Raw genomic sequence first — 26,069 nt, 5'->3', positions numbered from 1 at the left:
GACAATGCCGATCGGCTATGCCGTTCTCCGGCGCCCTGGCCCGGTTCGCGCACCGCCGGGCGGGCCCGCCTAGAGTGGGAGAGGTGTCCGTGGTCGTTGCGCCCAGCCCCATCCTCAGTGTGTCGGGAGCCGTCGCGGGAGCGGCGGGTTCGCCCGACGCCGCCGTCGCGTGGCATTACGGCGATCCGTTCGGCGAGCAGCGCGCCGCGGTGCAGCGCGCCGCGATCGTCGACCGGTCACACCGATTCGTGCTTCGCATCACCGGCGCGGAGCGGCTCTCCTGGTTGCACACCATCTCCAGTCAGCATGTCGCCACCCTCGGCGACGGGCAGTCCGCCGAGAACCTCGACCTGGATTTGAACGGCCGGGTCCAGCATCACTTCGTGCTCACCGAACTGGACGGCGCCGTCTGGATCGATACCGAAGCCGAGCGCGGACCCGACCTGCTCGCGTTCCTGCAGAAGATGGTCTTCTGGGCCGATGCCAAACCCGAAGCCGCCGACCACGCGGTACTCAGCCTGCTCGGCCCCGGAGTGGCAGACCTGGCCGAAACACTCGGCATCACCGCCCTTCCCGGCGTGTACGAGGCGACGCCGCTGCCCGGCGGCGGATTCTTGCGCCGGATGCCGTGGCCGACGGCCGACTCCTTCGACTTGGTCGTCCCGCGCGATCAGCTGACCGGCCTGTGGGACCGGCTCACCGCGGCAGGCGCCGTTCCCGCCGGAATGTGGGCGTTCGAGGCATTGCGCGTCGCGGCCGTCCGGCCGCGGATCGGATCGGACACCGACGAGCGGACCATCCCGCACGAGGCCCGCTGGATCGGCGGCGTCGCCGAACACGGAGCCGTCCACCTGGACAAGGGCTGCTACCGCGGCCAGGAGACGGTGGCCAGGGTGCACAACCTCGGCAAGCCGCCGCGGCACCTGTTGCTGCTGCACCTGGACGGCTCGGCGGACGAGCGCCCGGTCATCGGCGACGACGTCACCGCCGGCGGCCGCGCGGTCGGCAGGCTCGGCACGGTCGTCGACCACTTCGAACTCGGCCCGATCGCCCTCGCGCTGGTCAAGCGCGCGGTTCCGGCCGACACCGCGCTGGTCGCCGGCCCGGTCGCGGCGTCCATCGATCCCGATTCGATGCCCTCCGACGACGAACCGCAAGCGGGCCGGCTCGCGGTCGACCGGCTGCGTGGGCGCTGACCTGTTGACCGGCCACCGGCAAGCGGGACGTTTTCCTCAGCCGACATCCGCACTCTTGCTCAGCGCCGAGTTCCCCATTCGTGACGAGAGGAGCGCCGTTCATGCGCGTCGGTGATTCCGGAGAGGTGCTCGCGGCGTGCGTGGTGCACGCCGATATCGAGGTACCGGGAAGGGTCGGTCGCAGCGCCATCGACAAGCGCCCGGCGGCGGGACGAGTCGCCGTACGCGCCCTCGGCTTGGACGGCGATCACGTCTGCAACACCAAGCATCACGGCGGCGTGCACCAGGCCGTCTACGCCTACGCCGACGAGGACGCCCGCCGCTGGGGCACGGAGCTCGGCCGGGAACTGCCCGCGGGCTGGTTCGGCGAAAACCTGCGCGTGCGTGGCCTTCCGGTCAGCGACTCGGTGATCGGCGCGCGCTGGACGGTCGGTGACACCGTGCTGGAGGTGAGCGCTCCGCGCGTGCCATGCGCCACGTTCCAGCACTGGAGCGGCGAGCAGCAGTGGGTCAAACGGTTCACCCTGCGCAGCGATACCGGCGCCTATCTGCGGGTGCTCACCGAGGGCACGATCGCGGCGGGCGACCGGATCTCGGTGGTACACGTCCCCGAGCACGGCATCACGGTCCGCGATCTGTTCACCGGCGCCGATCCGGATCTGCTGGCGATCCTGCTCGCCGACGAGCCGACCATCTCCGACGACGTGCGCATGCAAGTGGAACGGCACGCGCGCAGGCATGGCAACGCCGTGCGCGCCACCGCGCACCGGCACGCGACGACGAGCACCGACGACATCGGCACGGGAGCGAAATCGTGAGTGTGGAACTGGTCGAAGTGGTCCGCTCGGGCTTCCGTGAATGCGTGCACCGCGGCTCGGTGGTGGTGCTCGACGCCGCGGGCGAGCCCACCCTCGAACTCGGCGAAGTGCACCTGCCGATCTTCCCGCGCTCGACGAACAAGCCGATGCAGGCGATCACCCTGCTGCGCAACGGTTTCCAGCCGGTCGATGACGCCGAACTGGCGATCGCCACCGCCTCGCACTACGGCGAACCCGACCATGTCGCGCTGGTGCGCAGGCTGCTGGACCGGTTCGGCCTGCCCGAATCCGCCCTGGCCTGCCCGGCCGATCTGCCGTACGACGAGGGCGCCCGCACCGCGCTGCTGTCCGGCGGAGGACAACCCCGCCCCATCTACATGAACTGCTCGGGCAAACACGCGGCGATGCTCGCGACCTGCGCGATCAACGGCTGGCCGACCGAGGGCTACCAGGACCGGGCGCATCCGCTGCAGCGCGCGGTGATCGCGACCGTGGCCGACCTGACCGGCGAGCCGGAAGCCGATCTGGGCATCGACGGCTGCGGATTGCCGATCATCCCGGTCTCACTCGTCAACCTCGCGCGGGTTTTCTCGACCATCGCGACGGCCGAGCCGGGGAGCCCGGAACGCCGGGTCGCCGACGCGGTGCGCGCGCATCCGCGAGTGATTTCCGGCACGAACGCGCCCGATCTGCTGACCATGCTGGCCACTCCCGGGCTGGTGTGCAAGATCGGCGCGGATGGTGTGCACGCGGGCGCGCTGCCGGACGGATCGGCTTTCGCGTACAAGATCGAAGACGGCCACGATCGCGCGCGAATGCCGCTGACGCTGGCGATTCTGCACCGAATGGGAATCGAGTGGACCGATGCGCACGCGGAGCTGGCGGCCCCCGCGGTGCTGGGCGGGGGTATCCGAGTCGGTGTGATTCGTGCTATACCCGGGGTCGTCTAGCTATTCCACGGCAGGGCGACAAGCGGGCAAACGGCACTGGTTCCGGAGTTCTTCACCCACTCCTGGAAGCGAGACCGCCGGACACACGCTAAAGTGTCTGTCAGGAAGAGTATTAATTCGAACGGGGCCGCCACCAAACCCCAGGCCGCCCCGCTGTGACGCGAGGGGGTCAGCCATGGGCCGTGGCCGGGCTAAGGCAAAGCAGACCAAGGTCGCACGCGAGCTGAAGTACAGCTCGCCCACGACCGACTTCGCGAGCCTTCAGCGCGAGCTTTCGGGAAGCCCCAACTCCCAGCGGAGTGGTGGTGTGCTGTCCGATGAGCACGACGCGGACGACTCCTTGTCCCGCTGGGACGAGGACGACGACTACGACGACTGGCGCCGCTGACTCGGATTTACGTCTGAAGGGGGAGGCCGACGGGCCTCCCCCTTCGATCGTTGTCGCGGGTTGACGTCTCTGGCGCCGAAAAGGCTTGCAACACACCGGAGTCCCGCATCGTACATAGATGCGGGACTCTCACGTGTCTTCACCGCGAATCAGAACCGCGGATGCTCACCGACCAGCACGGCGCGCGCGGCGTCGGCGTCCTTGGCCTTCTTGACCGTGCCCAGCGTCCAGCACTCGATGTGCCGTGCGGTCAGCACCGCCAGCGCCCGGTCCACATCCTCGGGAGCGACGACGGCGACCATGCCGACGCCCATGTTGAACGTCTTCTCCATCTCGGGCCGCTCGACCCGGCCGCGCTGGGCGATCATCTTGAACACCGGCGCCGGGTTCCAGGTGCCTCGATCCAGCTCGGCCACAATGCCCGCGGGCAGCACCCGGGCGAGATTGGCCGCCAAGCCACCGCCGGTGACGTGGGCGAACGTGCGCACATCGGTTTCGGCGATCAGCGCGAGGCAGTCCTTGGCGTAGATCCTGGTCGGCTCGAGCAGTTCCTCGCCCAGGGTGCGGCCGAACTCCTCGACGTGGCCGGTGAGCGACATGCGATCGATCTCGAGCAGCACCTTGCGGGCCAGACTGTAGCCGTTGGAGTGCAGTCCGGAGGACCCCATGGCGATCACCACGTCGCCGGGACGGACCCGGTCGGGTCCGAGCACCGCGTCGGCTTCGACCACGCCGATGCCGGTGGCGGACAGGTCGTAGTCGTCCGGATCCATCAGCCCGGGATGCTCGGCGGTCTCGCCGCCGAGCAGCGCGCACCCGGCGCGCACACAGCCCTCGGCGATGCCGGAGACGAGTTCGGCGACCTTCTCCGGGACGACCTTGCCGATGGCGATGTAGTCCTGGAGGAACAGCGGCTCCGCGCCGCAGACCACGAGATCGTCCACCACCATGGCCACCAGGTCGAGGCCGACGGTGTCGTGTTTGTCCATCGCCTGCGCCACCGCGATCTTGGTGCCGACGCCGTCGGTGGAGGCCGCCAGCAACGGTTCCCGGTAGCCGCCCTTCAGCGCGAACAGCCCGGCGAAGCCGCCGAGGCCGCCTTGGACCTCGGGCCGGGTCGCCTTCTTCGCCAATGGCCCGAACAACTCGACTGCGCGATCACCTGCCTCGATGTCCACGCCTGCCGCGGCGTACGAAGCACCACCACTGGGGGTCTGTTCAGTCATTTTCGGGGAAAGCTCCAAACCGAATCGGCGGATAGATGCCTGCTCACGCTACCGGAGCCGGATAACGACCCCGCACCGGTGTTGGCTCGCCCTCTTGACAATAGGGCAGAGCCAACCGTAAAGCGGACGATCAGTCCGTCTCGTCGCCATCGAACCCCGCGGCCTGTGCCCGGCGGTGGCGTTGCCGCACCGGATCCGGTACCGGCACCGCGGCGACCAAGCGGCGGGTGTACTCCTCCCGTGGGGCGCGCAGGATGCGATTCCGATCGCCCGCTTCCACCACCGCACCGTCGCGCAGCACCACGATCCGGTCGGCGAGCTGGTCGACCACGGCCAAGTCGTGGCTGATGAACAGGCAGGCCCAGCCGCACTCGCGCTGTAGCTGACCGAACAGCTCCAGCACCGCGGCCTGCACCGAGACGTCCAGCGCGCTGGTCGGCTCGTCGGCGACCAGCAGGTCCGGGTCGAGCACCAGCGCGCGGGCGAGGCTGGCACGCTGACGCTGCCCGCCGGACAACTCGTGCGGGTACCGGCGTTCGACGCCCGCGGGCAACCGCACGTCGTCGAGTAGCAGGCGCACCCTGGCGCGAATCTCCGCCGAGCTGCCCGCCTTGTGCACGAGCAGCGGTTCGGACACGCACTCGCCCACGGTGAGCCGGGGATTCAGCGAACTGGCCGGGTCCTGGAAGACGAATCCGAAGCGCCGCCGAATCGGTCGCAGCTCGCGCTGTGACAACCCCACGATGTCCTGCCCGCGCACTCGCACCGTTCCGGAGGTGGGCCGTTGCAGTGCCGCGACGCAGCGGCCGATGGTCGACTTGCCCGAGCCGGACTCACCGACCAGGCCGAGCGTCTCGCCGGGACCGATGCGCAGACTCACGCCGTCGACAGCGCGGAAACGCGGCCTGCCGAACGGGCCGGGAAATTCGACCACCAGATCACGGACCTCGAGTACCGGATCGCCCTCGGTCTCGGCACTGTCGGGCGGGCCGTGCTCGATCTGCTCGGTACCCAGGTGCGGGACCGCGGCAAGCAGGGCGCGGGTGTAGTCCGCCCTGGGACGCGCGAACAGTTCATCCACCGGCGCCTGCTCGACCACCGCTCCGTCGCGCATCACCACCACGCGGTCGGCGATGTCGGCGACCACGCCCATGTTGTGGGTGATCAGCACGATCGCGCTGCCGATCCGGTCGCGCAGGCCCCGCAGCAGGGCGAGGATCTCGGCCTGCACCGTGACGTCCAGCGCCGTGGTCGGCTCGTCGGCGATGATCACCTTCGGCTCGCAGGCGATGGCGATGGCGATCACCACGCGTTGTTTCTGCCCGCCGGAGAGCTGATGCGGGTAGTAGTCCACCCGGTGCTCCGGATCGGGCAACCCGACCAGGCGCAGGAGTTCCACCGCCCGCGCCTTGGCCGCCTTCTTGGTCAGGTCGGTGTGGGCGCGCAGCGCCTCGCCGATCTGGAAGCCGACGGTGAACAGCGGGTCCAGGGCCAGGCCTGGTTCCTGGAACACCATCGAGATCGCGCCGCCGCGCAAAGCGCTGAGCTGCCTCTCGTTCATCGTGGTGACCTGCTCGGTCCCCAGGGTGACCAGGCCGCGCACCGTGGCCGTCTCCGGCAGCAAGCCCATCGCGGTGCGTGAGCTCACGGACTTGCCCGAACCGGACTCCCCGACGATGGCCAGCACTTCGCCGGGGTAGACCTCGTAGGAGACGTCGGTGACCGCGTGCACCGGCCCCGCGTCGGTGGCGAAGGTGACCGACAACGATTCGATGGACAGGGCAGGGCGGCCCCGCTCCGTCGCGGAGGACTCAGGCATCGGTCGCGTCCTTTCCGCCGCCGTCCGGTCCGGCCACCGCCGCGGCGCGGCGGGTGCGCAGGACGGGGTTCAGCACTTCGTTGAGGCTTTCCCCTACCAAGGTCATGCCGAGCACGACGAGCACGATGGCGACACCGGGAAAGATGCCCGTCCACCAGATGCCGTTGGACACGTCCGGCAGCGCTTTGTTCAGATCGAAACCCCATTCCGCGGCCTGGGTCGGTTCGATGCCGAAACCGAGGAAGCCGAGGCCGGCCAGGGTGAGGATGGCTTCCGACCCGTTGAGCGTGATGATCACCGGCAGCGATTGAGTGACATTGGCCAGGATGTGCCGGAACAGGATTCGTGTGGTCGACGCGCCGGTTACCCGCGCCGCGTCGACGTACGGCTCCTGCTTCACGGCCACGGTCGCGTTGCGCACCACCCGGAAGTACTGCGGGACGAAGACCGCCGTGATGGCCACCGCCGCGGACAGCGCACCGCCCAGGCTGGTCGAGCGACCGCCCGCGACCACGATGGACACCACGATCGCCAGCAACAGTGTCGGGAACGCGTACATCGCGTCCATGAACAGCACGAGCAACCGGTCCGGCCACCGGCCGACGTAGCCGGACAGCAGTCCGAGCGGTACCCCGATCAGCAGCGAGAGCAGCAGGGAGATCGTGATCACCCACAAGGCTGTCCGCGCGCCATAGATCACCCGGGAGAACACGTCTTCTCCGCGCACCGAGGTGCCGAACCAATGCTCGGCCGACGGTGCTTGCTGGCGAACGAAATCGACGCCGTCGGCGGCACTCTGGGCGAATCCGTACGGTGCGGTCAGCGGAGCGAAGAGCGCGGCGACCACGAAGACACCGACCAGAGCCAGGCCGAGGACCAGCGTCGCACGCTGCAAACCGGAGGTCATCGAGAACAACCGGAGGCCGGGTACACCCCGCCGCGCCGCGGGTGGCGCGACCAGGGTTTCGTTCAGCAGTTCCGGAGCCGTCATCAGAACCTCACCCTCGGATCGATCAGCGCCACCAGGACGTCGACCAGGAAGCTCATCACCGCCACGATGAGCGCGATGAATGCGACGATGCCCTGCACGGCGATGAAGTCGCGCGCCGAGAGGTATTGCGCGAATTGATAGCCGAGGCCTTTCCACTCGAACGTGGTCTCGGTGAGCACCGAGGCGCCGAGCATCATGGCGATCTGCATGCCCATCACCGTGACGATCGGGATCAGCGCGTTGCGGAAGGCATGCCGCCCGGTCACCACGCGGCGGGACAAGCCACGGGCCCGTGCCGCGTCCACGTAGTCGGCGCGGAGGGTCTGGATCAGGTTGATCCGCACCAGCCGCAAGAAGATGCCCGCGGTGAGCAAGCCGAGCGCGATGGCGGGCAGCACGGCGTGTTTCAGCACGTCGAGCAGGTATCCGGCGTCGCCGTAGAGGATCGCGTCGATCACCATGATGTTGGTCTTCGGCGAGACGTGTTGCAGCCGCAGTTCCACGTTGGTGCTCGCCCGGCCCGCCACCGGCAGCCAGCCGAGTCGCACCGCGAACACCAGCTTCAGCAGCAGGCCGACGAAGAACACCGGCGCGGCGTAGAACAAGATGGCCAGCAACCGCAACGTGGTGTCGGCGGCCGAATCCCGCCGGGTGGCGGCGTACCTGCCCAGCGGGACGCCGATCGCGAACGCGACCACGAGTGCCCAGCACACCAGTTCCAGCGAGGCGGCGCCGTAGGTGACCACCACCTCGCTGATCTCCCGGTTGTCCTGGGAGCGACCGAGATCCCCGTGCAGAAGCCCGGACAGATAGTCCCAGTACTGGGTCAGGATCGGCCGGTTCAGCCCGGCCGCCTCCTTGCGCGCCTCGATCTGTTCCTGGGTCATGCGTCCGCCCATCGCCGCGCTGATCGGGTCGCCGACCACGCGCATCAGGAAGAACACGACCGTGACCAGGATCCACGCGGTCACCGGAATCAGCAGCAGGCGGACGCCGAGGTAGCGCAGCAACGCGCCGTGGCGAGAATCGTCGCCGCCCTTGCCGGTTCGCCGCAGGGCGAAGGGCCGGGCCCGGACGGGTGTCGGCGCGATGTCCGCCGATGTGGTCGCCCCGGGCCCGGCCGGACCGCCGGAACTCACTTGCTCAGCACCGTATAGCGGAACTTGAACGATGCGTCGAGCGTCTGTTCCACACCCCGCACCCCGGTGGCGGAGACCGCGATCTGCTTGCCGGACAGCAGCGGAACGATCGGCAGGAAGTTCTGCGCGAGATCACGCTGCACCTGCTGGATCTGCGCGAGCCGCTTGTCCTTGTCGGGCTGGGTCGCCTGGGCGATCAGCTGGGCGGAGATGCCGGGGTCTTCGAAATGCGACTGCAGGAAGTTGTTCGGCCCGAAGAACGGGGAAAGGTAGTTGTCCGGGTCCGGGAAGTCCGGGAACCAGCCGAATTGGAAGAGCGGGTAGGCATCACGGGCGCGTTCTCGCTGGTAGGTCACCCATTCGGTGGATTGGAGATCGACCTTGAACAAACCCGTTGCCTCCAGTTGCGACTTGATCGCCGCGTACTCCTCGGAGCTGCTGGAGCCGTAGTGGTCGGGGTTGTACTGGAGATTCAGCTCGACCGGCGTCGCGACCCCCGCGTCGGCGAGGAACTTCGCCGCCTGGTCCTTGTTCGGCCGGGAGCCGTAGATTTCCTTGAACGGCTCGGCCGCGCCCGGCATGCCCTGCGGCACGGACGAATACGCGGGCAGGTAGGTCTTCTTGTAGACGCCGTCGGCGAGCGCGGCACGGTCGACGGTGGCCGCGACGGCCTTGCGCACGGCCAGTTTCTGCGCGGGCGTGCCACCCGGCATGGTGTTCAGATTGAACACGATGTACCGCAGTTCCCCGCCGGGGCCCTCGTGCACGGCGACCTTGCCGTCGTTGCGCAGCGACTCGATGTCGGTGGGCGTGAACGACCGATATCCGACGTCGAGCGAACCGTTCTGCAGGTCGAGCTTCATGTTGTCGGTGGTGGCGTAGTACTTGGTGGACACCGTCTCGGTCTTCGGCTTGCCGAGGATGCCGTTGTAATCGGCGAACGCCTGGTACTCGACGAGTTTGTTCTTGTCGTAACTGGCGATGACGTACGGGCCGGAGTAGCCCTTGGCCTTCACCACATCCTCGTCCGGCATCACCTTGTCCGGCGCGTATACCTTCTCGTCGACGATCGGCCCGGCCTGGGTGGGCAGGATCGCGGGGAAGGTCTGGTCGTCGGCCACCTTCAACGTGAACGCGACGGTGCGCGGGTCCACTACGTCGGTCTTCTCCAGGTTGCCGAGCAGCGAGGCGGGACCGTTCGGGTCGTTGATCCGCAGCATCCGGTCGAAGGAGAACTTCACGCTGGTCGCGGTCAGCGGGTTGCCGTTGGCGAACTTCAGGCCGTCTTTCAACGTGCAGGTATACACCGTGGGCGTGGTGAACTCGCACTTCTGGGCCGCGTCCGGCTTCGGCGTCGCGTCACCGGGTGCGAAGTTGAGCAGGTACTGATAGATCTGCGTCTCGGCGACCAGCGACCCGTTGTCGTAGGCGGCCGCGGGATCGAGCGAGAAGATCTTGTCGGTGGTGCCCGCCACCAAGCCGCCGCTGTCACCGCCCTCCCCGGTTCGCCCGGAACCGCATCCCGCCAGCACCGAACCCGCCAATGCCAGCAAGCCGACGGCCGCGATGGTTCGCGTCCCGATCTGTCGCCCCAACCTCGAATTCCTCATCACGGCCCCACTTCTCGAGCGCCGCACGCGTTGCCCTGGATCGCAGGCCCGGTGCGGACACGGGTGAACTTCCGATATGATCGGCACCGTACCTACGAAGCATTTTCGGCACGTTACGTTTTCGAAGAAAATCCGCGGCGCTCTCAGCAGGTGTTATGCGCGGCGACTACGACCGGCCCGAAAAACCGGTCGTACGTCCAGAATCGCCGGACGGTGCACGGCGTGATGTCTCGAGCAGGCCACATCACCGCGCGAGACAGCGAACAGCATCAGCAGCGCATCGCGTTCGCGCCCAGCAGCGCGACTGGCCCGAACCTCAGCGGTGGTTCGTGATCGTCAACGACGTGCGGGGTCACGGCACACTGACTCCCAACTGCCCTATTGGCGCCACCATCGCACGTGTCCTCGGACACGACCACACCGCCACCCCGCCGCTCACGCCCGCCGCCAGCGGATGAGTGTTCGGATGTCTCGGGCACACCGGCCACACCGGTGACTCGCCCGCCGTCCACAACGCCTCTACCGCCCACTCGTGCGCCTTGTCGGCGAGATACGCCACCTGCTCCGCGTAGTCGTCGCCGACCAGCGGTCCGATCCCGGCGCCGCTACCGTCCGGCTCGTAGAACATCACCCAGTCCATGCCCTGATGCGTCTCCTCGACCACGATGGGCTGGACAGCGCAGGTAGCGGCCAGATCCCGACGCACGGGCTCCAGCGCGGCGGCGTACTTCGCATCCATGCGCTCATTGTGCGGCACGCGGTGAGCGAGTTCGGCTACGCGGATCCCGAGCGACGTCCCGCGTCACGGACGGCTCAGCGCGCTCGCATTCGCGTTGTCGCCCAGCAGCTCGGCCTCGGTCTGACCGGTGAGCATGCCCTCGAGCACGTTCTTCCCGATCGCGGCCTCGGTGGGCAGCGGGATCGGATAGTTGCCGTCGAAGCACGCGGCGCACAGCCGCGAGCGCGGCTGTTCGGTGGCGGCGATCATGCCGTCGAGCGAGATGTAGCCGAGGGTATCGGCGCCGATCGACCGGCGCACGCCCTCGACCATGTCCGCGACGTCGCCCTCGGTGCCCGCTCCGTTGGCGATCAGTTCCGCCCGCGAGGCGAAATCGATGCCGTAGAAACAGGGCCACTTCACCGGCGGCGAGGCGATCCGCACGTGGATCTCCAACGCGCCCGCCTCGCGCAACATCCGGATCAGCGCGCGCTGGGTGTTGCCACGCACGATCGAGTCGTCCACGACGATCAGGCGCTTGCCGCGGATGACCTCGCGCAGCGGATTGAGCTTGAGCCGGATGCCGAGCTGACGGATGGTCTGGCTGGGCTGGATGAACGTGCGGCCGACGTAGGCGTTCTTCATCAGGCCCTGGCCGTAGGGCACGCCCGACCCCTGCGCGTAACCGACGGCGGCCGGTGTGCCGGATTCGGGAACCGGGATCACCAGATCGGCGTCGACCGGGTGCTCCTTCGCCAGGCGACGGCCGATCTCCACCCGGGTGGCGTGCACCGACCGGCCCGCGATGGTGCTGTCCGGCCGCGCCAGGTACACGTATTCGAAGACGCAGCCCTTGGGCTCGGGGTTGGCGAAGCGCATCGAGCGCACGCCGTCGGCATCGATCGCCAGCAATTCGCCGGGTTCGATCTCGCGGACGAAGGCGGCCCCGACGATGTCCAGCGCGGCGGTCTCACTGGCAACGACCCAGCCACGCTCCAGCCTGCCCAGGCACAGCGGGCGCACGCCGTGCGGGTCGCGCGCGGCGTAGAGGGTGTGCTCGTCCATGAAGGTCAGGCAGAACGCGCCCTTCAGGGTGGGCAGCAGTTCCATCGCGGCCCGCTCGATGCTGGAGTCGGCGGCGGCGTGCGCGAGCAGCGCGGTGACCACGTCGGAGTCGGAGGTCGCCGCGGCGGGCTGCGGGCGCCCGCCCCGGACGGAGGCGAGCAGGCCGAGTTCCCGTGCACGGCCGGCCAATTCGGCGGTGTTGACCAGATTGCCGTTGTGCCCCAGGGCAAGTCCGGAGCCCACCGCGGTGGTGCGGAAGATGGGCTGAGCGTTCTCCCAGGTCACCCCGCCCGTTGTGGAGTAGCGACAGTGACCGACGGCGATGTGACCCGGCATGGCCGCCAGCGTCTGCTCGTCGAACACCTGGCTGACCAGTCCGAGATCCTTGAACACGAGGATCTGCGAGCCGTCCGACACCGCGATGCCCGCCGCCTCCTGGCCACGGTGTTGCAGAGCATAAAGCCCGTAATACGTGAGTTTCGCCACTTCTTCGCTCGGCGCCCAGACTCCGAAGACTCCGCACTCCTCGCGCGGCTCGTTCTCGTCGACGTCCGGGGTGGGACACGAGGCGGCGGAAATGCTCTGGACCGGCAGTTCGGCGTTGGTCACCGTTTGCTCCCTGTTCGGGCGGGCTGGGGGCAGATTTCATTCTACGGATGCCGCGGCGATGCCCGCGCACCGCCGCCGCATCCGAGCAGCAATTCCAGGTGACCGAAGCGGGGTCGCCGCGACGCCTTCGGCTGTTACGGTGCGGACCGTGACGACTACGGACGACGCGGGCACGACGGGGCCGGTGCGCAGGCCATGGCCTCGGATGGTGCTGTTTCCCATCGCGGTGTTGAGCCTGCTCACCGCGCTGCTGGGCATCATGTACCTCGACTATGTCGTCGATCCGGAGAAGAACCTGCACGACTTCCCGATCGCCCTGGTGAACCAGGATGTCGGCGACACCATCGGCAGCGGGAGCGCCGAGCAGAAGGTCAATTTCGGCGATCAGATCACCAAGGCGCTGGCCGCCGGAGTGCCGTCGGACAAGGTCGACCTGCGCGTGCTCAGCATCAACGAGTCCGAGCGGCAGATGCAGTCCGGACAGGTCTACGGCGCGATCGTCATCCCGAGCGATTTCAGCAAGCAGCTCGGCAATCTGGGTGTGGGCAGTGTCATACCCGGTGACATCCCGCGCCCGATCATCACGGTGCAGACCAACCCGCGCGCGGGCGCGTTCGGCACGCAGATCGTGCTGCGGGTCGGCAATGAGGCGCTGACCGAGGTGAACAAGCAGGTCGGCAAGCAGTTGCTCGACCAGGTGAACGCGCAGCTGGCCCCGCGTCCTGGCGGTCCGCCCGCACCCGAACTGACCGGCGCGACCAGGGTGGCTCTTGCGTCGCCGATCGAGGTGGTGCAGCAGCAGTACCACCCGCTGCCGCACGGTAGCGGCCAGGGCCTGACCGCGTTCTTCTACGCCCTGTTGCTGCTGCTGGCCGGCGTGGTCGGCGCGATGGTCATCCACACCATGATCGATGCGCAGCTCGGTTTCGTGCCCACCGAGTACGGCCCGTGGTACGTGCACTACCCGCCCACGCCGATCTCGCGGTTCAAGACGCTGCTGATCAAGTGGGGCGTGTTCGTGCTGGCGGCGAACATCGTCGCCGGAGTGTTCCTCGTCGTGGGCGAACTGCTGGACATGCCGATCGGCAATCCGCTGGCCCTGTACCTCTACAGCGCGCTCGCCATGATCGCCGTCGGCGTGACCGGGCTGTCCATGCTGGCGGCGATCGGCTCGGCGGGCCTGCTGGTGAACCTCATCCTGTTCGTCATCCTCGGCCTGCCGTCCTCGGGCGGCACCGTGCCGATCGAGGCGACGCCGCGATATTTCGGCTGGCTCGCCTCCTTCGAACCCATGCACCAGGTGTTCCTGGGTGTGCGGTCGATCCTGTACTTCGACGCCGATTTCGAGGCGGGGCTCACGCGTGGCGTGTGGATGGCGGTCCTCGGGCTCGCGATCGGGCTGATCTTCGGCGCGTCGGTCACCCGCTTCTACGACCGCAAGGGGCTGGAGCGCCGCAACATCGTCCGGGCGTGAACTGTCCGCGCCGCAACGATCGGCTCGGTCTCAGTCGACTCGGACGATCGGCAACCAGTGCGTGATCTCGGCCGCGCGGGTGCCGGACGCGCTCACCGCGCCGGAGTCGAGCGCGTCGTCGAACTCGAGCAGTCCGGTGGCCAGTAGCAGCCAGGTACGCGGGTCGGTCTCCACGACGTTCGGCGGTGTACCCCGGGTGTGCCGCGGGCCCTCGACGCACTGCACCGCGACGAACGGCGGCACCCGGACCTCGACCGAGTGGCCGGGCGCGGAGGCCGCCAGCGAGCGCGCCGTGGTACGCACAGCCGCCGCGAGTTCGGCGCGCGCGGGCGCGTCGACCGACTCGTCACGCAACCATTCGCTCACCACCGCCACCGCTGCCCGCGTCTGCGCGGGGTCTACCGTGCCTCGTCCTGCCACCTGCCCGACCCTACTTCGCGCTCCGTACGCCTCGCGCCCGTGATCGACCTCAGCCGTGCTTCGGCGAGGGCGGTCGACACGACGGTGTCGGCGCGGCTTCGGGACGGCGGCGGCGCGGTGCCCGGCGTCGGCCGCCCCGTCAACGGGCTCGCGGTATATCCGAAGCCGGAGTTGCGAATTCATCCACAGTCGTCCCGAGGTCCGAACGTGCCACCCGCATCGCACGCGCGGAACCCGGGAAGTGGCGGGCCAGGCGCGGAGCGATCGCTCCACCCGCGTTCATGGCGAGATGCAGCAGCGCGGGGGCGGCGGTGCCCGCGGTGCGGCGGCGCAGCAAACCGAACACGAGTCCGCCCGCCGTAGTCACCGCCACAGTGGCGGGAACACTGTCGCCCACGGCCCGCGCGGGAGTGATGTGCCAGAGTCCGAAGGTCGTCGCGCCGACCAATGCACCGGCTCGCGGACCGAAAAGGCGGTCCAGCATGGGATCCAGCGTGCCGCGGAAGACGAGTTCCTCGCTGTAGACAGTCCCGAGAGGAATGTGCACAGCCACCCACTCCTGCGTCGACACAGCGGGCCCCCGTTCAGCGAGTTCGGCCAGTTGCCATCGCAGCGACGGAACGGCAAGGGCCGCTGCGTAACCGGCCACGACGACCGACGCGGCGAGCAGTCCGCAGCGCACGCCGCTCTTCGACCACCGGCCAGGTTCGGCGCGCAGCGCGACCGCGTAGGCGGTGGCGAAACCGGCATTGGCGGCGGTTCGTCCGCGGATGCCGAGACGGAGGCGGGGCAGGACCGCGTTGCTCCAGAACAACGGAACGGCAACGGCCGCAATGGTTCGCACGGCCCGTTCCTGGCTCACTTGATCTTCCGCTCGAATTCCTCCGCGGCCTCGACTTCGACCCGGATCCGCTCGGAACGCTCGGCGGTCCAGTCCGGTGGCGCGGCGATGGCGGCCCAGCCGTCCAGGACCAGGCTGCCGTAGCGGTGTCCGTGCCCGTCGGTGACGCCCTGCGCATTGGTCAGATCGGCGGCCACCTGCCAGAAGGTGACGAACGGCCACCAGCGCATCTGGGAGGAGACGTCCGAACCGCGCGGCTCCGACAGCCAATCCGGCCGCGAGAAGATCAGATCCGGCGACCACCAGACGATGGGATCGGACGCGTGCTGCAAATACGCGATGCGCGGCGGCCGCCATTCCGACGACGGGCGCGCCAGGTCACCGCTGTCGGAGGCGAACCGGACCACCAGCCCGTCGGCGTACAGCGGCTCCACCTCACGGGAGCCCGGATCGCGGCGGGCGACGAACTGCTGCCACAGCCGGTTGGAATTGGGCGGGCCGACCCACAGCGCGCCGTCGACCTTGGCGCGCAGATCGGCCAGGCCGTCGAACGCCGCCTCGGAACCCTGCGAACCGAGGCTCTCCCCGTACACCAGCAATTTGGGTCGTGCCTGCGGCGGCCGCGCGGTCCAATGCTGGTACACCGCGTCGAACAGATCCCTGCCGGCCGCGGCGGCCTTGCTCCGGTCGGCCAGGAAGGACAGCACGCTGGGCAGATACGAGTACTGGGTGGCGACGATCGCGGTGTCGCCGTCGTACATGTACTCGAGCGCGGACGCGGCCAGCGAGTTCACCCATCCGGTCCCCGTGGTGGTGACCACCACGAGCGCCTTCCGGTCGAACGCACCGGTTCGCTCGAGCTCGGACACCGCCAGCTCGGCCGGTTCCTGGTTCCCATCCACCGACTCCAGACCGACGTAGGCCCGGACGGGCTCCTTGGCCGGGCGGCCGGTGAGCGAGGTGATGTGGCTCGCGGTGGGTCCGTGCGAGACGAACCAGCGCCCCTCGAATCCGAGGGTCTCCCATTTGGCCAGCGAGGCGGGGCTGCCGGAGCGCTCCGGTTGCTGCGGCTGCACCGCGTTCACCGAGGTGTGGTCGTTGCGCACGCTGAACGCGGAGTTGGCCACCGCGAAGAACGCTTGCGTGGCGACACCGTTGAAGATCGTCACCGCCAGCACCACCAGCACCAGGAATCCGGCGGCCGGAGCGAGTTCGCGGGGCACCTTCACCCACCGGTTGAGCAGGCGGGCCAGGAACAGGATGAACTCGCGCACGGTCCGGTAGACCGCGACCGCCGCGGCGCCGACCGCCATGCTCAGCAGGCCGGTGCGCAGATAGGCGGGCGTGGTGGTGCCCGCCATGCCCATCAACGCCGTGATCTCCCGCTGCCAGCGCGCCGACTGCACCAGCATCAGCGCGGCGCTCAGCGCGGCGGTGAGCAGCACGGCGGACTTGACGGCGTAACGCGCCCACGTCGGCGGCGGCGCGATCTTCAGCCGCGGCCGCACCCACAGCCGGAACAGCCACTCCAGCAAACAGCCGGCGCCGTATCCGATGGCGGCATTGATCCCGCTGATCAGCCCCTGGAACAGCCAGTCGCGCGGCAGCAGCGACGGCGTCACCGACAGCGCGAAGAACACCGTCGCCACCACCAAGCCGACGTAATTGAGGTCGATGACGTCCTCGACGCGCCGGATCACCGCGACCGCGCGCGTGCGCAGTTTCCGCATGGTCCCGGCGGTCTCCAGCATTCGATCAGTATGGCGGTCGCCACCGACGGCCCGGCGCGTCGCCCACCGTGACGCGGGCGCGCACGACGCGGATCACACCCTGCGCGACCCCGTGATCGGACGCCTTCGCGCGGATGGCAACTACCCATTTCGCTCGAGTAGTTGTACACGGGTGCGCGGGTCGCGCCATCCGGAAACTTTGGTCCATGAGCACAACGACCGCGGCGCAGAAAGCCAGCGCCGCTTACGTCGCACAGGCCGCGATCGCCTTCGGCATCAGTTTCGTCGGCATCGGCATCGGGATCTACGCGCTGCCGCTGGACGTCTGGCAGCGCGGATTCCTCGGTATGTCCGTGTTCTTCCTGGTGACCAGCACCTTCACGCTGGCGAAAGTGGTGCGCGACCAGCACGAGGCGGCGACCGTTCACGGTCGCATCGATCAGGCGCGGATGGAGAAGCTGCTCTCCGAGCACGATCCGTTCAATTCCGTCGCCTGAGTACGCGCACCTGGGCGGGCCCGGTAACGAGGGGTTCAGGCCCGCCCAGGTGGGCGTCTCGTCAGACGGTTCCGGCGCCGAACAGCTTCGGCAGCGTGCCCTCGTGCGCGGTCCGCAACTCGTCCATGGTGATCGAGAACTGGCCCTGCACCTCGACCGAATCCGAGCCCTGATCGACCACGCCGATGCGCACCCACGGCAGTTCGCGCGCGGTGCACATGCGGGTGAACCTGGTCTCCTCCGAGCGGGGAACCGCGACCAGCACACGGCCCGCCGACTCGGAGAACAGCGTGACGAACGGATCCGCGTCCTCGGGAAGCAGGATGCGGCAACCGGTCTCACCGGCGAGCGCCGCTTCGACGACAGCTTGAGCGAGACCGCCCTCGGACAGGTCGTGCGCGGCGCTGATCATGCCGTCGCGCGAACCGGCGGTCAGCACCTCGGCGAGCAGTTGTTCGCGGGCGAAGTCGACCTTCGGCGGGACGCCGCCGAGATGGTCGTGCGCAACCTGCGACCAGATCGACCCGCCGAACTCGTCGCGGGTCTCGCCGAGCAGGATCAGCGTCTCGCCCGGCTCCAGGCCGATCCCGGTCGGGATGCGCCGGTGCACGTCGTCGATCACGCCGAGCACGCCGACCACCGGGGTCGGCAGGATCGCCGTCTGGCCGGTCTGGTTGTAGAAGCTGACGTTGCCGCCGGTGACCGGGATGCCGAGCGCCACGCAACCGTCGGCCAGGCCGCGCACCGCCTGCTGGAACTGCCACATCACCCCGGGATCCTCGGGCGAACCGAAGTTCAGGCAGTTGGTGACCGCCTTCGGCGTGGCACCGGTGCTGGCCACGTTGCGGTAGGCCTCGGCCAGCGCGAGCTGCGCACCGGCATAGGGGTCCAGCTTGGTGTAGCGGCCGGACGCGTCGGTGGCCAGCGCGATGCCTCGGCCGGTCTCCTCATCGATCCGGATGACGCCCGCGTCGGCCTGATCGGCCAGCACGGTGTTGCCGCGCACGTAGCGGTCGTACTGCTCGGTGATCCACTTGCGGCTGCACAGCTGCGGGCTGGAGATCATCCGCAGCAGCGTCGCGCGCAGTTCGTCGGCGGTTTTCGGACGGGCGAGCCGGTCCGGGGCGTCGGCGATCAGCGCGTCCTGCTCGTCGGGGCGCGAGACCGGGCGCTCGTACACCGGACCCTCGTGCGCGACGGTGCGCGGCGGCACGTCGACCACCGTCTCGCCGTGCCAGGTGACCACCAGCCGGTCACCGTCGGTGACCTCGCCGATCACCGTGGCCAGCACGTCCCACTTGCGGCACACGGCCATGAAAGCGTCCACGTTCTCGGGAGTGACGACCGCGCACATGCGCTCCTGCGATTCGCTGGAGAGCACTTCGGCGGGCGTCATACCGGTCGCGCGCAGCGGCACCTTGTCCAGCTCGATGTGCATGCCGCCGTCACCGGCCGCCGCGAGTTCGGATGTGGCACAAGACAATCCGGCGCCGCCGAGGTCCTGGATGCCCACCACCAGCTTCGCCGCGTACAGCTCGAGACAGCACTCGATGAGCACCTTCTCGGTGAACGGGTCGCCCACCTGCACCGACGGCAGCTTCTTGCGGCCGGAGCCGGATTCGTCGCCGGAGAAGGTGTCCGAGGCCAGCACCGAGACGCCGCCGATGCCGTCCAGGCCGGTGCGCGCGCCGAACAGCACGATCTTGTTGCCGGTGCCGGAGGCGAAGGCCAAGTGCAGGTCCTCGACTCGCATCACGCCGGCGCACAGCGCGTTCACCAGCGGGTTGCCCTGATAGGAGGCGTCGAACACGGTCTCGCCGCCGACGTTCGGCAGGCCGAGCGAGTTGCCGTAGCCGCCGACGCCACGCACCACGCCGTCCACTACGCGACGGGTGTCGGCCGCGTCCGCCGCGCCGAAGCGCAGCTGGTCCATCACCGCGATCGGGCGCGCGCCCATCGCCATGATGTCGCGCACGATGCCGCCGACGCCGGTGGCCGCGCCCTGGTACGGCTCCACGTAGGAGGGGTGATTGTGGCTCTCCACCTTGAAGGTGACCGCCCAGCCGTCACCCACGTCGACGACGCCCGCGTTCTCGCCGATGCCCGCGAGCATGGATTCGCGCATCTCGTCGGTGGTGGTCTGGCCGAAGTAGCGCAGGTGCACCTTGGAGGACTTGTAGGAGCAGTGTTCGCTCCACATCACCGAGTACATCGCCAGCTCGGCGTCGGTCGGCCTGCGACCGAGGATCTCCTTGATGCGGGCGTACTCGTCGTCTTTGAGGCCGAGTTCTTTGTAGGGTTGCGCCACGTCGGGGTTTGCTGCGGCTGAGCTGACGGTGTCGACCTGCGGAGTCACGGAGTACCAGGGTCCTTTCGGCCGGGCATGGGGGTCGGCAAGCCGGCGGAGCCGGCGGGGTGGGCGAGCTCAGCGAAGCGACGAGCGTTGTCACTGGGCGGCGGCGAGATGCCTACGTGTAAGTCTAGAGGCACTGGGTACCGACCATGCGCACCGGCTACTCTGGGCCCGTGAACGAAGGATCGGGGGTCGCGAATCCGGGTGAGAGATCGGTCACCTCGGATGCCGCGCCGACCGGCAGCGGCGGATCGGGGACCACATCCGGTCACGCGTCGCCGAACCCACTGACCCCGCAAGTACGCTGGCTGATTGCTGCGATCGCGTTGTTCGCGGTGTCGGCGATCGTCTCGCTGCTCGCGCACTGGTGGCACGGCTACATCGACCTCCAGGTGTATCGCAACGGCGCCCGGGTCTGGCTGGACAACGGCGACCTGTACGGCCCGATGCCGCCGGTCGAGGGAATCGGACTGCCGTTCACCTATCCACCCTTGGCCGCGTTGTTCTTCGCGCCGCTGGCCCTGATGCCGCTGGTCGCCGCCGAGGTGCTGGTGGTCGTCACCAATGTAGTCAGCCTTGGCATCTCGCTGTGGCTGGTGCTGACCCGCCTGCGGCCCGAGCTGTCGCGCCCGATCCTGCTCACGCTGGTCATCGGCGCGGTCGCGGTGGCGCAGTTCTTCGAACCCATCCGCCAGACCTTCGGCTTCGGCCAGATCAACCTGGTGCTGATGGCCGCGATCACACTGGACTGCCTGGCGCGCAAGCCTTTCTGGCCGCGCGGCATGCTGATCGGCATCGCGGTGTCGGTGAAGCTGATCCCCGCCGGTTATCTGCTGTACTTCGTGCTGCGCAAGGACTGGAAAGCCGCGGGCACACTGGTGGTCTCCGCGATCGCGGCGGTGGGTCTCGGATTCCTGCTGTTTCCCGGCGATTCCGTGGACTATTGGTTCCACACCCTCGCCGACACCGGCCGGATCGGACCTCCTTACTTCGCGGGCAACCAGTCCATCAAAGGCATGGCCTTCCGCCTCGGCATCGGCGACACGGCGGCCACACTGGTGTGGATCACCTTGTCCGTACTTGCGGTCGCGCTGGCCGCGGTGTGGATGCGCAGGCTGATCGAGGCGGGCGCCACCGTGGCGGCGCTGCTGGTGAACGCCGCGGCGGTGCTGCTGGTCTCGCCGGTGTCGTGGTCGCATCACTGGGTGTGGATCGCGCCCGCACTGGTCGTCGCCGCCGACCTCATGGTGCGCGGTGCGCGCAGCCCGCGGGCGATCGGCGTGGTCACGGTCGCCGCCGCGCTGTTCCTGGTCGGCCCGCACTGGCTGCTGCCGCACTCGCGCGACCGCGAGCTGGACTGGGCCTGGTGGCAGCAGATCATCGGAAGCAATTACGTGCTCGCCACTTTCGCCGTGTTCGTCGTCGCGGTGTTCACCTATCGCCCGGTGGTCTCGGGCGTGAGGAAGGCGGCCAGCGCGGCGGCGTAGGCCGGAACGTCGAACGCGCCCATCAGCTCGCGCGCCGAATGCATCGCCAGCTGCGGCGCACCGACGTCGACGGTCGACATGCCGGTACGCGCCGCGGTCATCGGCCCGATGGTGGAGCCACAGGGCAGGTCGGCGCGATGGACGTAACGCTGCAACGGGACCGCGGCCTGCGCGCAGGCCAGCGCGAACGCGCCCGCGCCGGTGGAGTCCGTGGCATAGCGCAGATTCTGGTTGACCTTCAGCACCGGCCCGCCGTTCACCTCGATCCGGTGCGCGGGCTCGTGCCGCTCCGGATAGTTCGGGTGCGTCGCGTGCGCCATGTCGCCGGACGCGCACACCGAACCGGCCAGTGCGGCGAGATATTCGGCGCGGCCGCCGCCGCGCGCGAGCACGATCCGCTCCAGCACCGCGGGCAGCAGATCGGACTGCGCGCCGCGGTCGGACTGACTGCCGACCTCCTCGTGGTCGAACATGGCCAGCACCGGGACGGCCGCGCCCGGCTCCTCGATCGCGGCCAGGAACGCCTGCAAGCCCGCGAAGCAGGTGCCCTGGTTGTCCAGTCGCGGCGCGCTGACCAAGTCCTGGTCCCGCCCGATCAGCCTGCTCGGCGTCAGGTCGTGGGTCATCAGCTCCCAGCCGAGCACGTCGCCCGGATCGACCTCGGCCCAGTCGGCCACGAAATCGATGAAGGCGGCCGTCTCGTACCCCGCGCCCCACACCGCGTTGACGTGCCGCTGCGGATCCAGCGTCACACCCCTGCGGTCCTCGGACAGATGGATGGCCAGCTGCGGCACCCGCAGGATCGGCTCATCGATGCGAACCAGGCGCTCGCGCATCGTGTTTCCGTCCCGCACGCTCAGCCGACCGGAAACACCCAGCTCCCGGTCGAGCCACGAGTTCAGCCACGCACCACCGTAGGGCTCCAGCCCGACCAGCTGCCAGCCCGCCGAGGTCAGGTCGGGATGCTGCTTGACGCGCAGGTTGGGACTGTCGGTGTGCGCTCCGGCCACGCGGAACCCCGTCGCGGCCGCGGTGTCCCCCGCCGCCCAGGCGACCAGCGACCCACCGCGAATCACGTAATGCCTGCCCGGGCTCTCCGCAGACCAGGTCTGCGACTCGGCGAGCCGGGTGAACCCGCGCGCGTCCAATTCCGCGGCGACCGTGCGGCAGACGTGGAACGGCGACGGGGACGCATCGATGAACGCGCACAGCCCGGCGGCCGTGGCTGCGGTGGTGGAGACGGGCATGCCTGCGATCCTAGGCAAGCGGGGCGCGACCGGCGTGTCCCGGTCGCTGGGCACGCGTGGCGAATACCGTCCGAAACGGTGCGGACTATGCCGTTATAGCCGCACCGAGATCAGCTCGAGGCGCCCGTCGATTCATCCCACAACATAAGGGCAAGAATGGTCCGGCGACCGATCACGAATCGGACGTACGCGGCATTCATCGGACGAATGTCCGGTACGCCGGAGTATTTACTCCGAGGCGATGGAAACCAGGTCGAGCAATCGCATGAGTTCGGTATATCGGCGTGCGCCGATTCGCCCGCGCAACTCCTGCTCGGCGCGCGCCTCCTCCGCGCGCACCTCGCCGACCAAGTCGGCGCCGAGCCTGCTCAGGCCGATCAGGATGCGGCGCCGATCGTCCTGCGCGGCGAGCCGGAAGATCAGGCCGCGCTCGGCCAGATAGTCGGCATGCCTGGTGGCAGAGGACGGCGCGAGCTGCGATTTGGCCGCCAGCTCGGTCATCGTGATACCCGCGTCGCCGCACAGATTCGACAGCATCGACCACTGATCCGGCGAGAGCTGCCTGGCGCACAGCGCCGCGTCCAAATGCCGTACCCAACCGCGCTCCGCGGCACGCAGCGCGCCATGCAGCGTCGAATTTCCGCTTACAATGGACGTCATTATTTCCCGCCTGCCGTGAATTCCGTTCGAACGAGAAGAAGAGTACCGAATGTCGACGCCGATCGAGAGCCCCGACGGCACGATCGAGGTCCTGAACATAGTGCCACGGCAGGGACCTGGCGGTATCGTCGCGCCGTCCTGCGATGCGGCGATATCGCTCGCGGTCGACGAAATCAACCGAGGCGCGGGAATTCTAGGGCGGGAAATTCGTACTACGAATATCGACGGGGGACGGTCGCCGCACGAGGTGGCCGCCGAGGTCTCCGCCCTGCTGGCCACCGGCATGGTGCACGCCATCACCGGCTGGCACACCTCCGCGGTGCGGCGGGCCGTGGCGCGCGCCGGTGCGGGCCGGGTGCCGTACCTGTACGCCACCAGCCACGAGGGACTGACCGACGAGCTACCCGGCGTGCTGATGCTCGGCGAGCACCCGGCCGGACAGACCGTGGCCGCCGTGCACTGGCTCGAACGCGAGTACGGCGTGCGGCGCTGGGCCGTCATCGGCAACGACTACATCTGGCCGCGCCGGTCCGCCAAGGCGATTCGGGAAAGCCTGTCCGACCCGGCCGCGATCGTGCTGGAAAGGTATGTGCCACTGGGATACGCGGATTTCGCGGACTTCCTCGCCCATCCGGCGCTGGACTTGGCCGACGCCGTGGTGATCCTGATGGTCGGCGCCGACGTCGCCCGCTTCAACCGGCAGTACGCGGCCAGTGGCCGCGCCGCGACGCAATTGCGGGTGAGTCCGGCCGCCGACGAGAACGTGCTGTTGGCAGCGGGTGCGGAGGCGAACCACGACTTCTTCGTGGCGTCCAGCTTCTTCCTCGACGACCGTATGTCCGACGGACGCGACCGGATGACCCGCTATCGCGCGCGGCACGGCGCGTTCGCTCCCGCGCTGACCAGCTTCAGCAACGCCACCTACGAAGCCGTCCACACGCTGGGCGCGCTCGCGCGGACGGTCGGATCACTGGAGGTGCCGGAGATCCTCGACGCCCTCGACCACGGCCTGCACCTCGAAACCCCTTCCGGAATCAGGGGTTTCCGAGGCAATCAGGCGATTCAGCACGGCTACATCGCCCGCGCGAACGGCGTCGACTTCGAGATCGTCGACCGGATCAGCTGACCCGACGCCGCGGGACGATCACACCCCGACCAGCGTGTCCAGCACCGAGAGGAACAGGCCGAGCCCGTCGTCGCTGGGGCCGGTCAGCGGCTCGGTGGCATGTTCGGGATGCGGCATCAGGCCGACGACGCGACCGTTGGCCGAGGCGATACCCGCGATACCACGCTGCGAGCCGTTCGGGTTGTCGCTCGCGTAGCGGAAGACCACGCGGCCCTCGCCTTCGAGCTGGTCCAGCACGGCCTCCGACGCCTGATAGCGCCCCTCCCCGGACTTGAGCGGGACGAGGATCTGCGCGCCCGTCTCGAAGCGGGAGGTCCACGCGGTCGACACCGACTCCACGGTGAGCCACTCGTCGCGGCAGATGAAGTGCAGCCCCTCGTTGCGGGTCAGCGCGCCGGGCAGCAGGCCGGCCTCGCACAGCACCTGGAAGCCGTTGCAGATGCCGAGCACCGGCAGCCCGGAGCCCGCCGCTCGCACGACCTCGCCCATCACCGGGGCGAAACGGGCGATGGCGCCCGCACGCAGGTAGTCGCCGTAGGAGAAGCCGCCGGGCACGATCACCGCGTCGACGCCCTTCAGGTCGGCGTCGGCATGCCACAGGTCGACCGCCTCGGCGCCGGCCAGACGCACCGCCCTGGCCGCGTCGATGTCGTCGAGCGTGCCGGGGAACGTGATGACCCCGATGCGCGCGGTCATGAGACGCGAACCACCTTCCACTCCTCGATCACCGTGTTGCACAACAGCGATTCGGCGATCTGCTCGAGCGCCGCGTCGTCGACGCTGTCGTCGACGTCGAGTTCGAATCGCTTGCCCTGCCGCACGTCCGAGATGCCCTCGAATCCCAGACGCGGGAGTGCGCCGACGATGGCCTGCCCCTGCGGATCCAGGATCTCGGCCTTCGGCATCACCTCGACCACGACTCGTGCCACGCGTTGCTCCTCATGTGGTTGGGGGGTTACCTCAGCAGCGTAGTTGTGCTGGTCGCGTGCGTCATCCGCGGGGTCGGCCGAGACCGTGGCACTGTCGTGGAGAACACACCCGGCGTGGTTAGCATGGCGGCATGCGCATAGCCCACTTCGGTCATTCCTGCCTCCTCGTCGAGCTGCACGGCAAGAAGATCCTGTTCGATCCGGGCACCTTCTCGCACGGCTTCGAGGGCCTCACCGGCCTGGACGCGATCGCGGTCACCCATCAGCATCCCGACCACATCGACCCGAACCGGATCGAGGCGCTGATCGACGCGAACCCCGGCGCACGGTTGCTGTCGGACCCGCAGACCGCCGAGCAGCGCGGCGAACGGTGGGAGGCGGTGCACGCGGGCAACGTGCTGGCCCTCGGCGATCTCCGGATCACCGGCGGCGGGGGCAGGCACGCGGTCATCCATCCGGAGATCCCCGTGATCGACAACACCGTCTTCCAGCTGGGCACCGCCGACGACCCGGCCCAGCTCGTCCACCCCGGCGACTCGCTGTGGGTGCCCCCGGTCCCGGTCGGCGTGCTCGCCGCACCGGCCGCCGCGCCCTGGATGCGGATCAGCGAAGCCGTCGATTACCTCCGCGCGGTCGCTCCGCGTGTCGCGCTGCCCATCCACTACGGCATCATCCGGGAGGAGGCGCAGGGCATCTATTTCGGCAGGCTGTCGGAGATGGCCCCGGCCGGAACCGAATTCCGGGTGCTCGAGGCGGAGAAAGACACCGATCTGTAG

Annotated in this window: 24 protein-coding genes; 9 read left to right on the top strand and 15 right to left on the bottom strand. The window is 68.8% G+C overall.

Annotated elements, in window-relative coordinates; all coding sequences use genetic code 11:
- Positions 1-83: 83 nt before the first annotated feature.
- The 4 genes from ABZW96_RS21275 (at position 84) to ABZW96_RS21260 (ending at position 3,352) form a co-directional block, all read left to right on the top strand.
- On the top strand, positions 84-1,196 hold the full coding sequence (locus ABZW96_RS21275) for a folate-binding protein (protein WP_355076971.1): 1,113 nt from the start codon (positions 84-86) through the stop codon (positions 1,194-1,196).
- Positions 1,197-1,297: 101 nt separating this feature from the next.
- The gene (locus ABZW96_RS21270; protein ID WP_355076969.1) at positions 1,298-2,014 is read left to right on the top strand and encodes an MOSC domain-containing protein; all 717 of its coding nucleotides are present in this window, start codon (positions 1,298-1,300) and stop codon (positions 2,012-2,014) included.
- The gene (locus ABZW96_RS21265; protein WP_355076967.1) at positions 2,011-2,964 is read left to right on the top strand and encodes an asparaginase; all 954 of its coding nucleotides are present in this window, start codon (positions 2,011-2,013) and stop codon (positions 2,962-2,964) included. Before ABZW96_RS21270 ends, ABZW96_RS21265 begins: the two co-directional genes overlap by 4 nt.
- A 175-nt stretch (positions 2,965-3,139) precedes the next feature.
- Positions 3,140-3,352, top strand: a complete 213-nt coding sequence (locus tag ABZW96_RS21260) for a DUF3073 domain-containing protein (RefSeq protein ID WP_039794982.1) — start codon at positions 3,140-3,142, stop codon at positions 3,350-3,352.
- A 149-nt stretch (positions 3,353-3,501) separates the two neighbouring features.
- Here ABZW96_RS21260 and purM read toward each other — a convergent pair whose 3' ends face one another.
- From purM to purF, 7 genes are all read right to left on the bottom strand, one after another.
- Positions 3,502-4,578: a phosphoribosylformylglycinamidine cyclo-ligase gene (purM, locus tag ABZW96_RS21255; RefSeq protein ID WP_355076965.1), complete on the bottom strand. Its 1,077-nt coding sequence runs from the start codon at positions 4,576-4,578 to the stop codon at positions 3,502-3,504.
- 130 nt (positions 4,579-4,708) lie between these two features.
- Entirely contained in the window at positions 4,709-6,397 is a 1,689-nt protein-coding gene (locus ABZW96_RS21250) for an ABC transporter ATP-binding protein (RefSeq protein ID WP_355076963.1), read from the bottom strand.
- On the bottom strand, positions 6,390-7,304 hold the full coding sequence (locus tag ABZW96_RS21245) for an ABC transporter permease (protein WP_355077063.1): 915 nt from the start codon (positions 7,302-7,304) through the stop codon (positions 6,390-6,392). Before ABZW96_RS21245 ends, ABZW96_RS21250 begins: the two co-directional genes overlap by 8 nt.
- An 83-nt stretch (positions 7,305-7,387) precedes the next feature.
- Positions 7,388-8,398 (bottom strand): ABC transporter permease, encoded by a 1,011-nt coding sequence (locus tag ABZW96_RS21240; protein WP_355077061.1) that lies wholly within the window; start codon positions 8,396-8,398, stop codon positions 7,388-7,390.
- A gap of 125 nt (positions 8,399-8,523) precedes the next feature.
- Complete coding sequence (locus ABZW96_RS21235) at positions 8,524-10,056, bottom strand: ABC transporter substrate-binding protein (RefSeq protein ID WP_355077059.1); 1,533 nt, start codon at positions 10,054-10,056, stop codon at positions 8,524-8,526.
- Positions 10,057-10,489: 433 nt separating this feature from the next.
- Positions 10,490-10,876, bottom strand: a complete 387-nt coding sequence (locus tag ABZW96_RS21230; protein WP_355076962.1) for a hypothetical protein — start codon at positions 10,874-10,876, stop codon at positions 10,490-10,492.
- A gap of 63 nt (positions 10,877-10,939) precedes the next feature.
- Positions 10,940-12,529, bottom strand: coding sequence for an amidophosphoribosyltransferase (gene purF, locus ABZW96_RS21225; RefSeq protein ID WP_355076960.1), 1,590 nt, complete (start codon positions 12,527-12,529; stop codon positions 10,940-10,942).
- A gap of 205 nt (positions 12,530-12,734) precedes the next feature.
- Here purF and ABZW96_RS21220 point away from each other — a divergent pair, with 205 nt between their 5' ends.
- Positions 12,735-14,003 carry an ABC transporter permease gene (locus tag ABZW96_RS21220; RefSeq protein ID WP_355077058.1) on the top strand — a complete coding sequence of 423 codons (1,269 nt, stop codon included), beginning with the start codon at positions 12,735-12,737 and terminating at the stop codon, positions 14,001-14,003.
- Between the two features lie 30 nt (positions 14,004-14,033).
- Here ABZW96_RS21220 and ABZW96_RS21215 read toward each other — a convergent pair whose 3' ends face one another.
- The 3 genes from ABZW96_RS21215 to ABZW96_RS21205 all read right to left on the bottom strand — a co-directional run bounded on the left by ABZW96_RS21215 (position 14,034) and on the right by ABZW96_RS21205 (position 17,015).
- Complete coding sequence (locus tag ABZW96_RS21215) at positions 14,034-14,423, bottom strand: sterol carrier family protein (RefSeq protein WP_355076959.1); 390 nt, start codon at positions 14,421-14,423, stop codon at positions 14,034-14,036.
- 139 nt (positions 14,424-14,562) lie between these two features.
- Positions 14,563-15,267, bottom strand: a complete 705-nt coding sequence (locus ABZW96_RS21210) for a lysostaphin resistance A-like protein (RefSeq protein ID WP_355076957.1) — start codon at positions 15,265-15,267, stop codon at positions 14,563-14,565.
- Positions 15,268-15,281: 14 nt separating this feature from the next.
- On the bottom strand, positions 15,282-17,015 hold the full coding sequence (locus ABZW96_RS21205; protein ID WP_355076955.1) for an alpha/beta hydrolase: 1,734 nt from the start codon (positions 17,013-17,015) through the stop codon (positions 15,282-15,284).
- A 185-nt stretch (positions 17,016-17,200) separates the two neighbouring features.
- Here ABZW96_RS21205 and ABZW96_RS21200 point away from each other — a divergent pair, with 185 nt between their 5' ends.
- The gene (locus ABZW96_RS21200; RefSeq protein WP_355076953.1) at positions 17,201-17,491 is read left to right on the top strand and encodes a YiaA/YiaB family inner membrane protein; all 291 of its coding nucleotides are present in this window, start codon (positions 17,201-17,203) and stop codon (positions 17,489-17,491) included.
- 61 nt (positions 17,492-17,552) lie between these two features.
- Here ABZW96_RS21200 and purL read toward each other — a convergent pair whose 3' ends face one another.
- Positions 17,553-19,847, bottom strand: a complete 2,295-nt coding sequence (gene purL / locus ABZW96_RS21195; protein WP_355076952.1) for a phosphoribosylformylglycinamidine synthase subunit PurL — start codon at positions 19,845-19,847, stop codon at positions 17,553-17,555.
- A gap of 170 nt (positions 19,848-20,017) precedes the next feature.
- Between purL and ABZW96_RS21190 the strand changes: the two genes are divergently transcribed.
- Positions 20,018-21,331: a glycosyltransferase 87 family protein gene (locus ABZW96_RS21190; protein WP_355076950.1), complete on the top strand. Its 1,314-nt coding sequence runs from the start codon at positions 20,018-20,020 to the stop codon at positions 21,329-21,331.
- Here ABZW96_RS21190 and ABZW96_RS21185 read toward each other — a convergent pair.
- Both ABZW96_RS21185 and ABZW96_RS21180 read right to left on the bottom strand, forming a co-directional pair.
- Positions 21,280-22,578 (bottom strand): M18 family aminopeptidase, encoded by a 1,299-nt coding sequence (locus ABZW96_RS21185; RefSeq protein ID WP_355076948.1) that lies wholly within the window; start codon positions 22,576-22,578, stop codon positions 21,280-21,282. The genes ABZW96_RS21190 and ABZW96_RS21185 overlap by 52 nt on opposite strands.
- A 228-nt stretch (positions 22,579-22,806) precedes the next feature.
- Positions 22,807-23,238, bottom strand: a complete 432-nt coding sequence (locus ABZW96_RS21180) for a MarR family transcriptional regulator (protein ID WP_355076947.1) — start codon at positions 23,236-23,238, stop codon at positions 22,807-22,809.
- A 49-nt stretch (positions 23,239-23,287) separates the two neighbouring features.
- Here ABZW96_RS21180 and ABZW96_RS21175 point away from each other — a divergent pair, with 49 nt between their 5' ends.
- Positions 23,288-24,364, top strand: a complete 1,077-nt coding sequence (locus ABZW96_RS21175; protein WP_355076945.1) for a substrate-binding domain-containing protein — start codon at positions 23,288-23,290, stop codon at positions 24,362-24,364.
- 18 nt (positions 24,365-24,382) lie between these two features.
- On the opposite strand, the gene purQ is transcribed toward ABZW96_RS21175, so the two are convergent.
- Both purQ and purS read right to left on the bottom strand, forming a co-directional pair.
- Complete coding sequence (gene purQ, locus ABZW96_RS21170) at positions 24,383-25,060, bottom strand: phosphoribosylformylglycinamidine synthase subunit PurQ (protein ID WP_355076943.1); 678 nt, start codon at positions 25,058-25,060, stop codon at positions 24,383-24,385.
- Positions 25,057-25,293 carry a phosphoribosylformylglycinamidine synthase subunit PurS gene (purS, locus tag ABZW96_RS21165; protein ID WP_195078153.1) on the bottom strand — a complete coding sequence of 79 codons (237 nt, stop codon included), beginning with the start codon at positions 25,291-25,293 and terminating at the stop codon, positions 25,057-25,059. The genes purQ and purS overlap by 4 nt, the downstream gene beginning before the upstream one ends.
- 131 nt (positions 25,294-25,424) lie before the next feature.
- On the opposite strand from purS, the gene ABZW96_RS21160 reads away from it, so the two are divergent.
- On the top strand, positions 25,425-26,069 hold the full coding sequence (locus ABZW96_RS21160; protein WP_355076941.1) for an MBL fold metallo-hydrolase: 645 nt from the start codon (positions 25,425-25,427) through the stop codon (positions 26,067-26,069).

It is taken from the genome of Nocardia sp. NPDC004168 (genome assembly GCF_040610355.1).
GTDB classification, from domain to species: domain Bacteria; phylum Actinomycetota; class Actinomycetes; order Mycobacteriales; family Mycobacteriaceae; genus Nocardia; species Nocardia sichangensis.
Note: the sequence above shows the minus strand (reverse complement) of the source record. Positions and strands in the feature narration are given on the sequence as shown.

Excerpts from the sequence above, each read along its gene's own strand:
- ABZW96_RS21270 (WP_355076969.1), top strand. The coding sequence starts at position 1,298 with ATGCGCGTCGGTGATTCCGGAGAGGTGCTCGCGGCGTGCGTGGTGCAC.
- ABZW96_RS21260 (WP_039794982.1), top strand. The coding sequence starts at position 3,140 with ATGGGCCGTGGCCGGGCTAAGGCAAAGCAGACCAAGGTCGCACGCGAG.
- purM (WP_355076965.1), bottom strand. The coding sequence starts at position 4,578 with ATGACTGAACAGACCCCCAGTGGTGGTGCTTCGTACGCCGCGGCAGGC.
- ABZW96_RS21250 (WP_355076963.1), bottom strand. The coding sequence starts at position 6,397 with ATGCCTGAGTCCTCCGCGACGGAGCGGGGCCGCCCTGCCCTGTCCATC.
- ABZW96_RS21245 (WP_355077063.1), bottom strand. The coding sequence starts at position 7,304 with ATGACCTCCGGTTTGCAGCGTGCGACGCTGGTCCTCGGCCTGGCTCTG.
- ABZW96_RS21230 (WP_355076962.1), bottom strand. The coding sequence starts at position 10,876 with ATGGATGCGAAGTACGCCGCCGCGCTGGAGCCCGTGCGTCGGGATCTG.
- ABZW96_RS21220 (WP_355077058.1), top strand. The coding sequence starts at position 12,735 with ATGGTGCTGTTTCCCATCGCGGTGTTGAGCCTGCTCACCGCGCTGCTG.
- ABZW96_RS21205 (WP_355076955.1), bottom strand. The coding sequence starts at position 17,015 with ATGCTGGAGACCGCCGGGACCATGCGGAAACTGCGCACGCGCGCGGTC.
- ABZW96_RS21200 (WP_355076953.1), top strand. The coding sequence starts at position 17,201 with ATGAGCACAACGACCGCGGCGCAGAAAGCCAGCGCCGCTTACGTCGCA.
- ABZW96_RS21185 (WP_355076948.1), bottom strand. The coding sequence starts at position 22,578 with ATGCCCGTCTCCACCACCGCAGCCACGGCCGCCGGGCTGTGCGCGTTC.
- ABZW96_RS21180 (WP_355076947.1), bottom strand. The coding sequence starts at position 23,238 with ATGACGTCCATTGTAAGCGGAAATTCGACGCTGCATGGCGCGCTGCGT.
- ABZW96_RS21175 (WP_355076945.1), top strand. The coding sequence starts at position 23,288 with ATGTCGACGCCGATCGAGAGCCCCGACGGCACGATCGAGGTCCTGAAC.
- purQ (WP_355076943.1), bottom strand. The coding sequence starts at position 25,060 with ATGACCGCGCGCATCGGGGTCATCACGTTCCCCGGCACGCTCGACGAC.
- ABZW96_RS21160 (WP_355076941.1), top strand. The coding sequence starts at position 25,425 with ATGCGCATAGCCCACTTCGGTCATTCCTGCCTCCTCGTCGAGCTGCAC.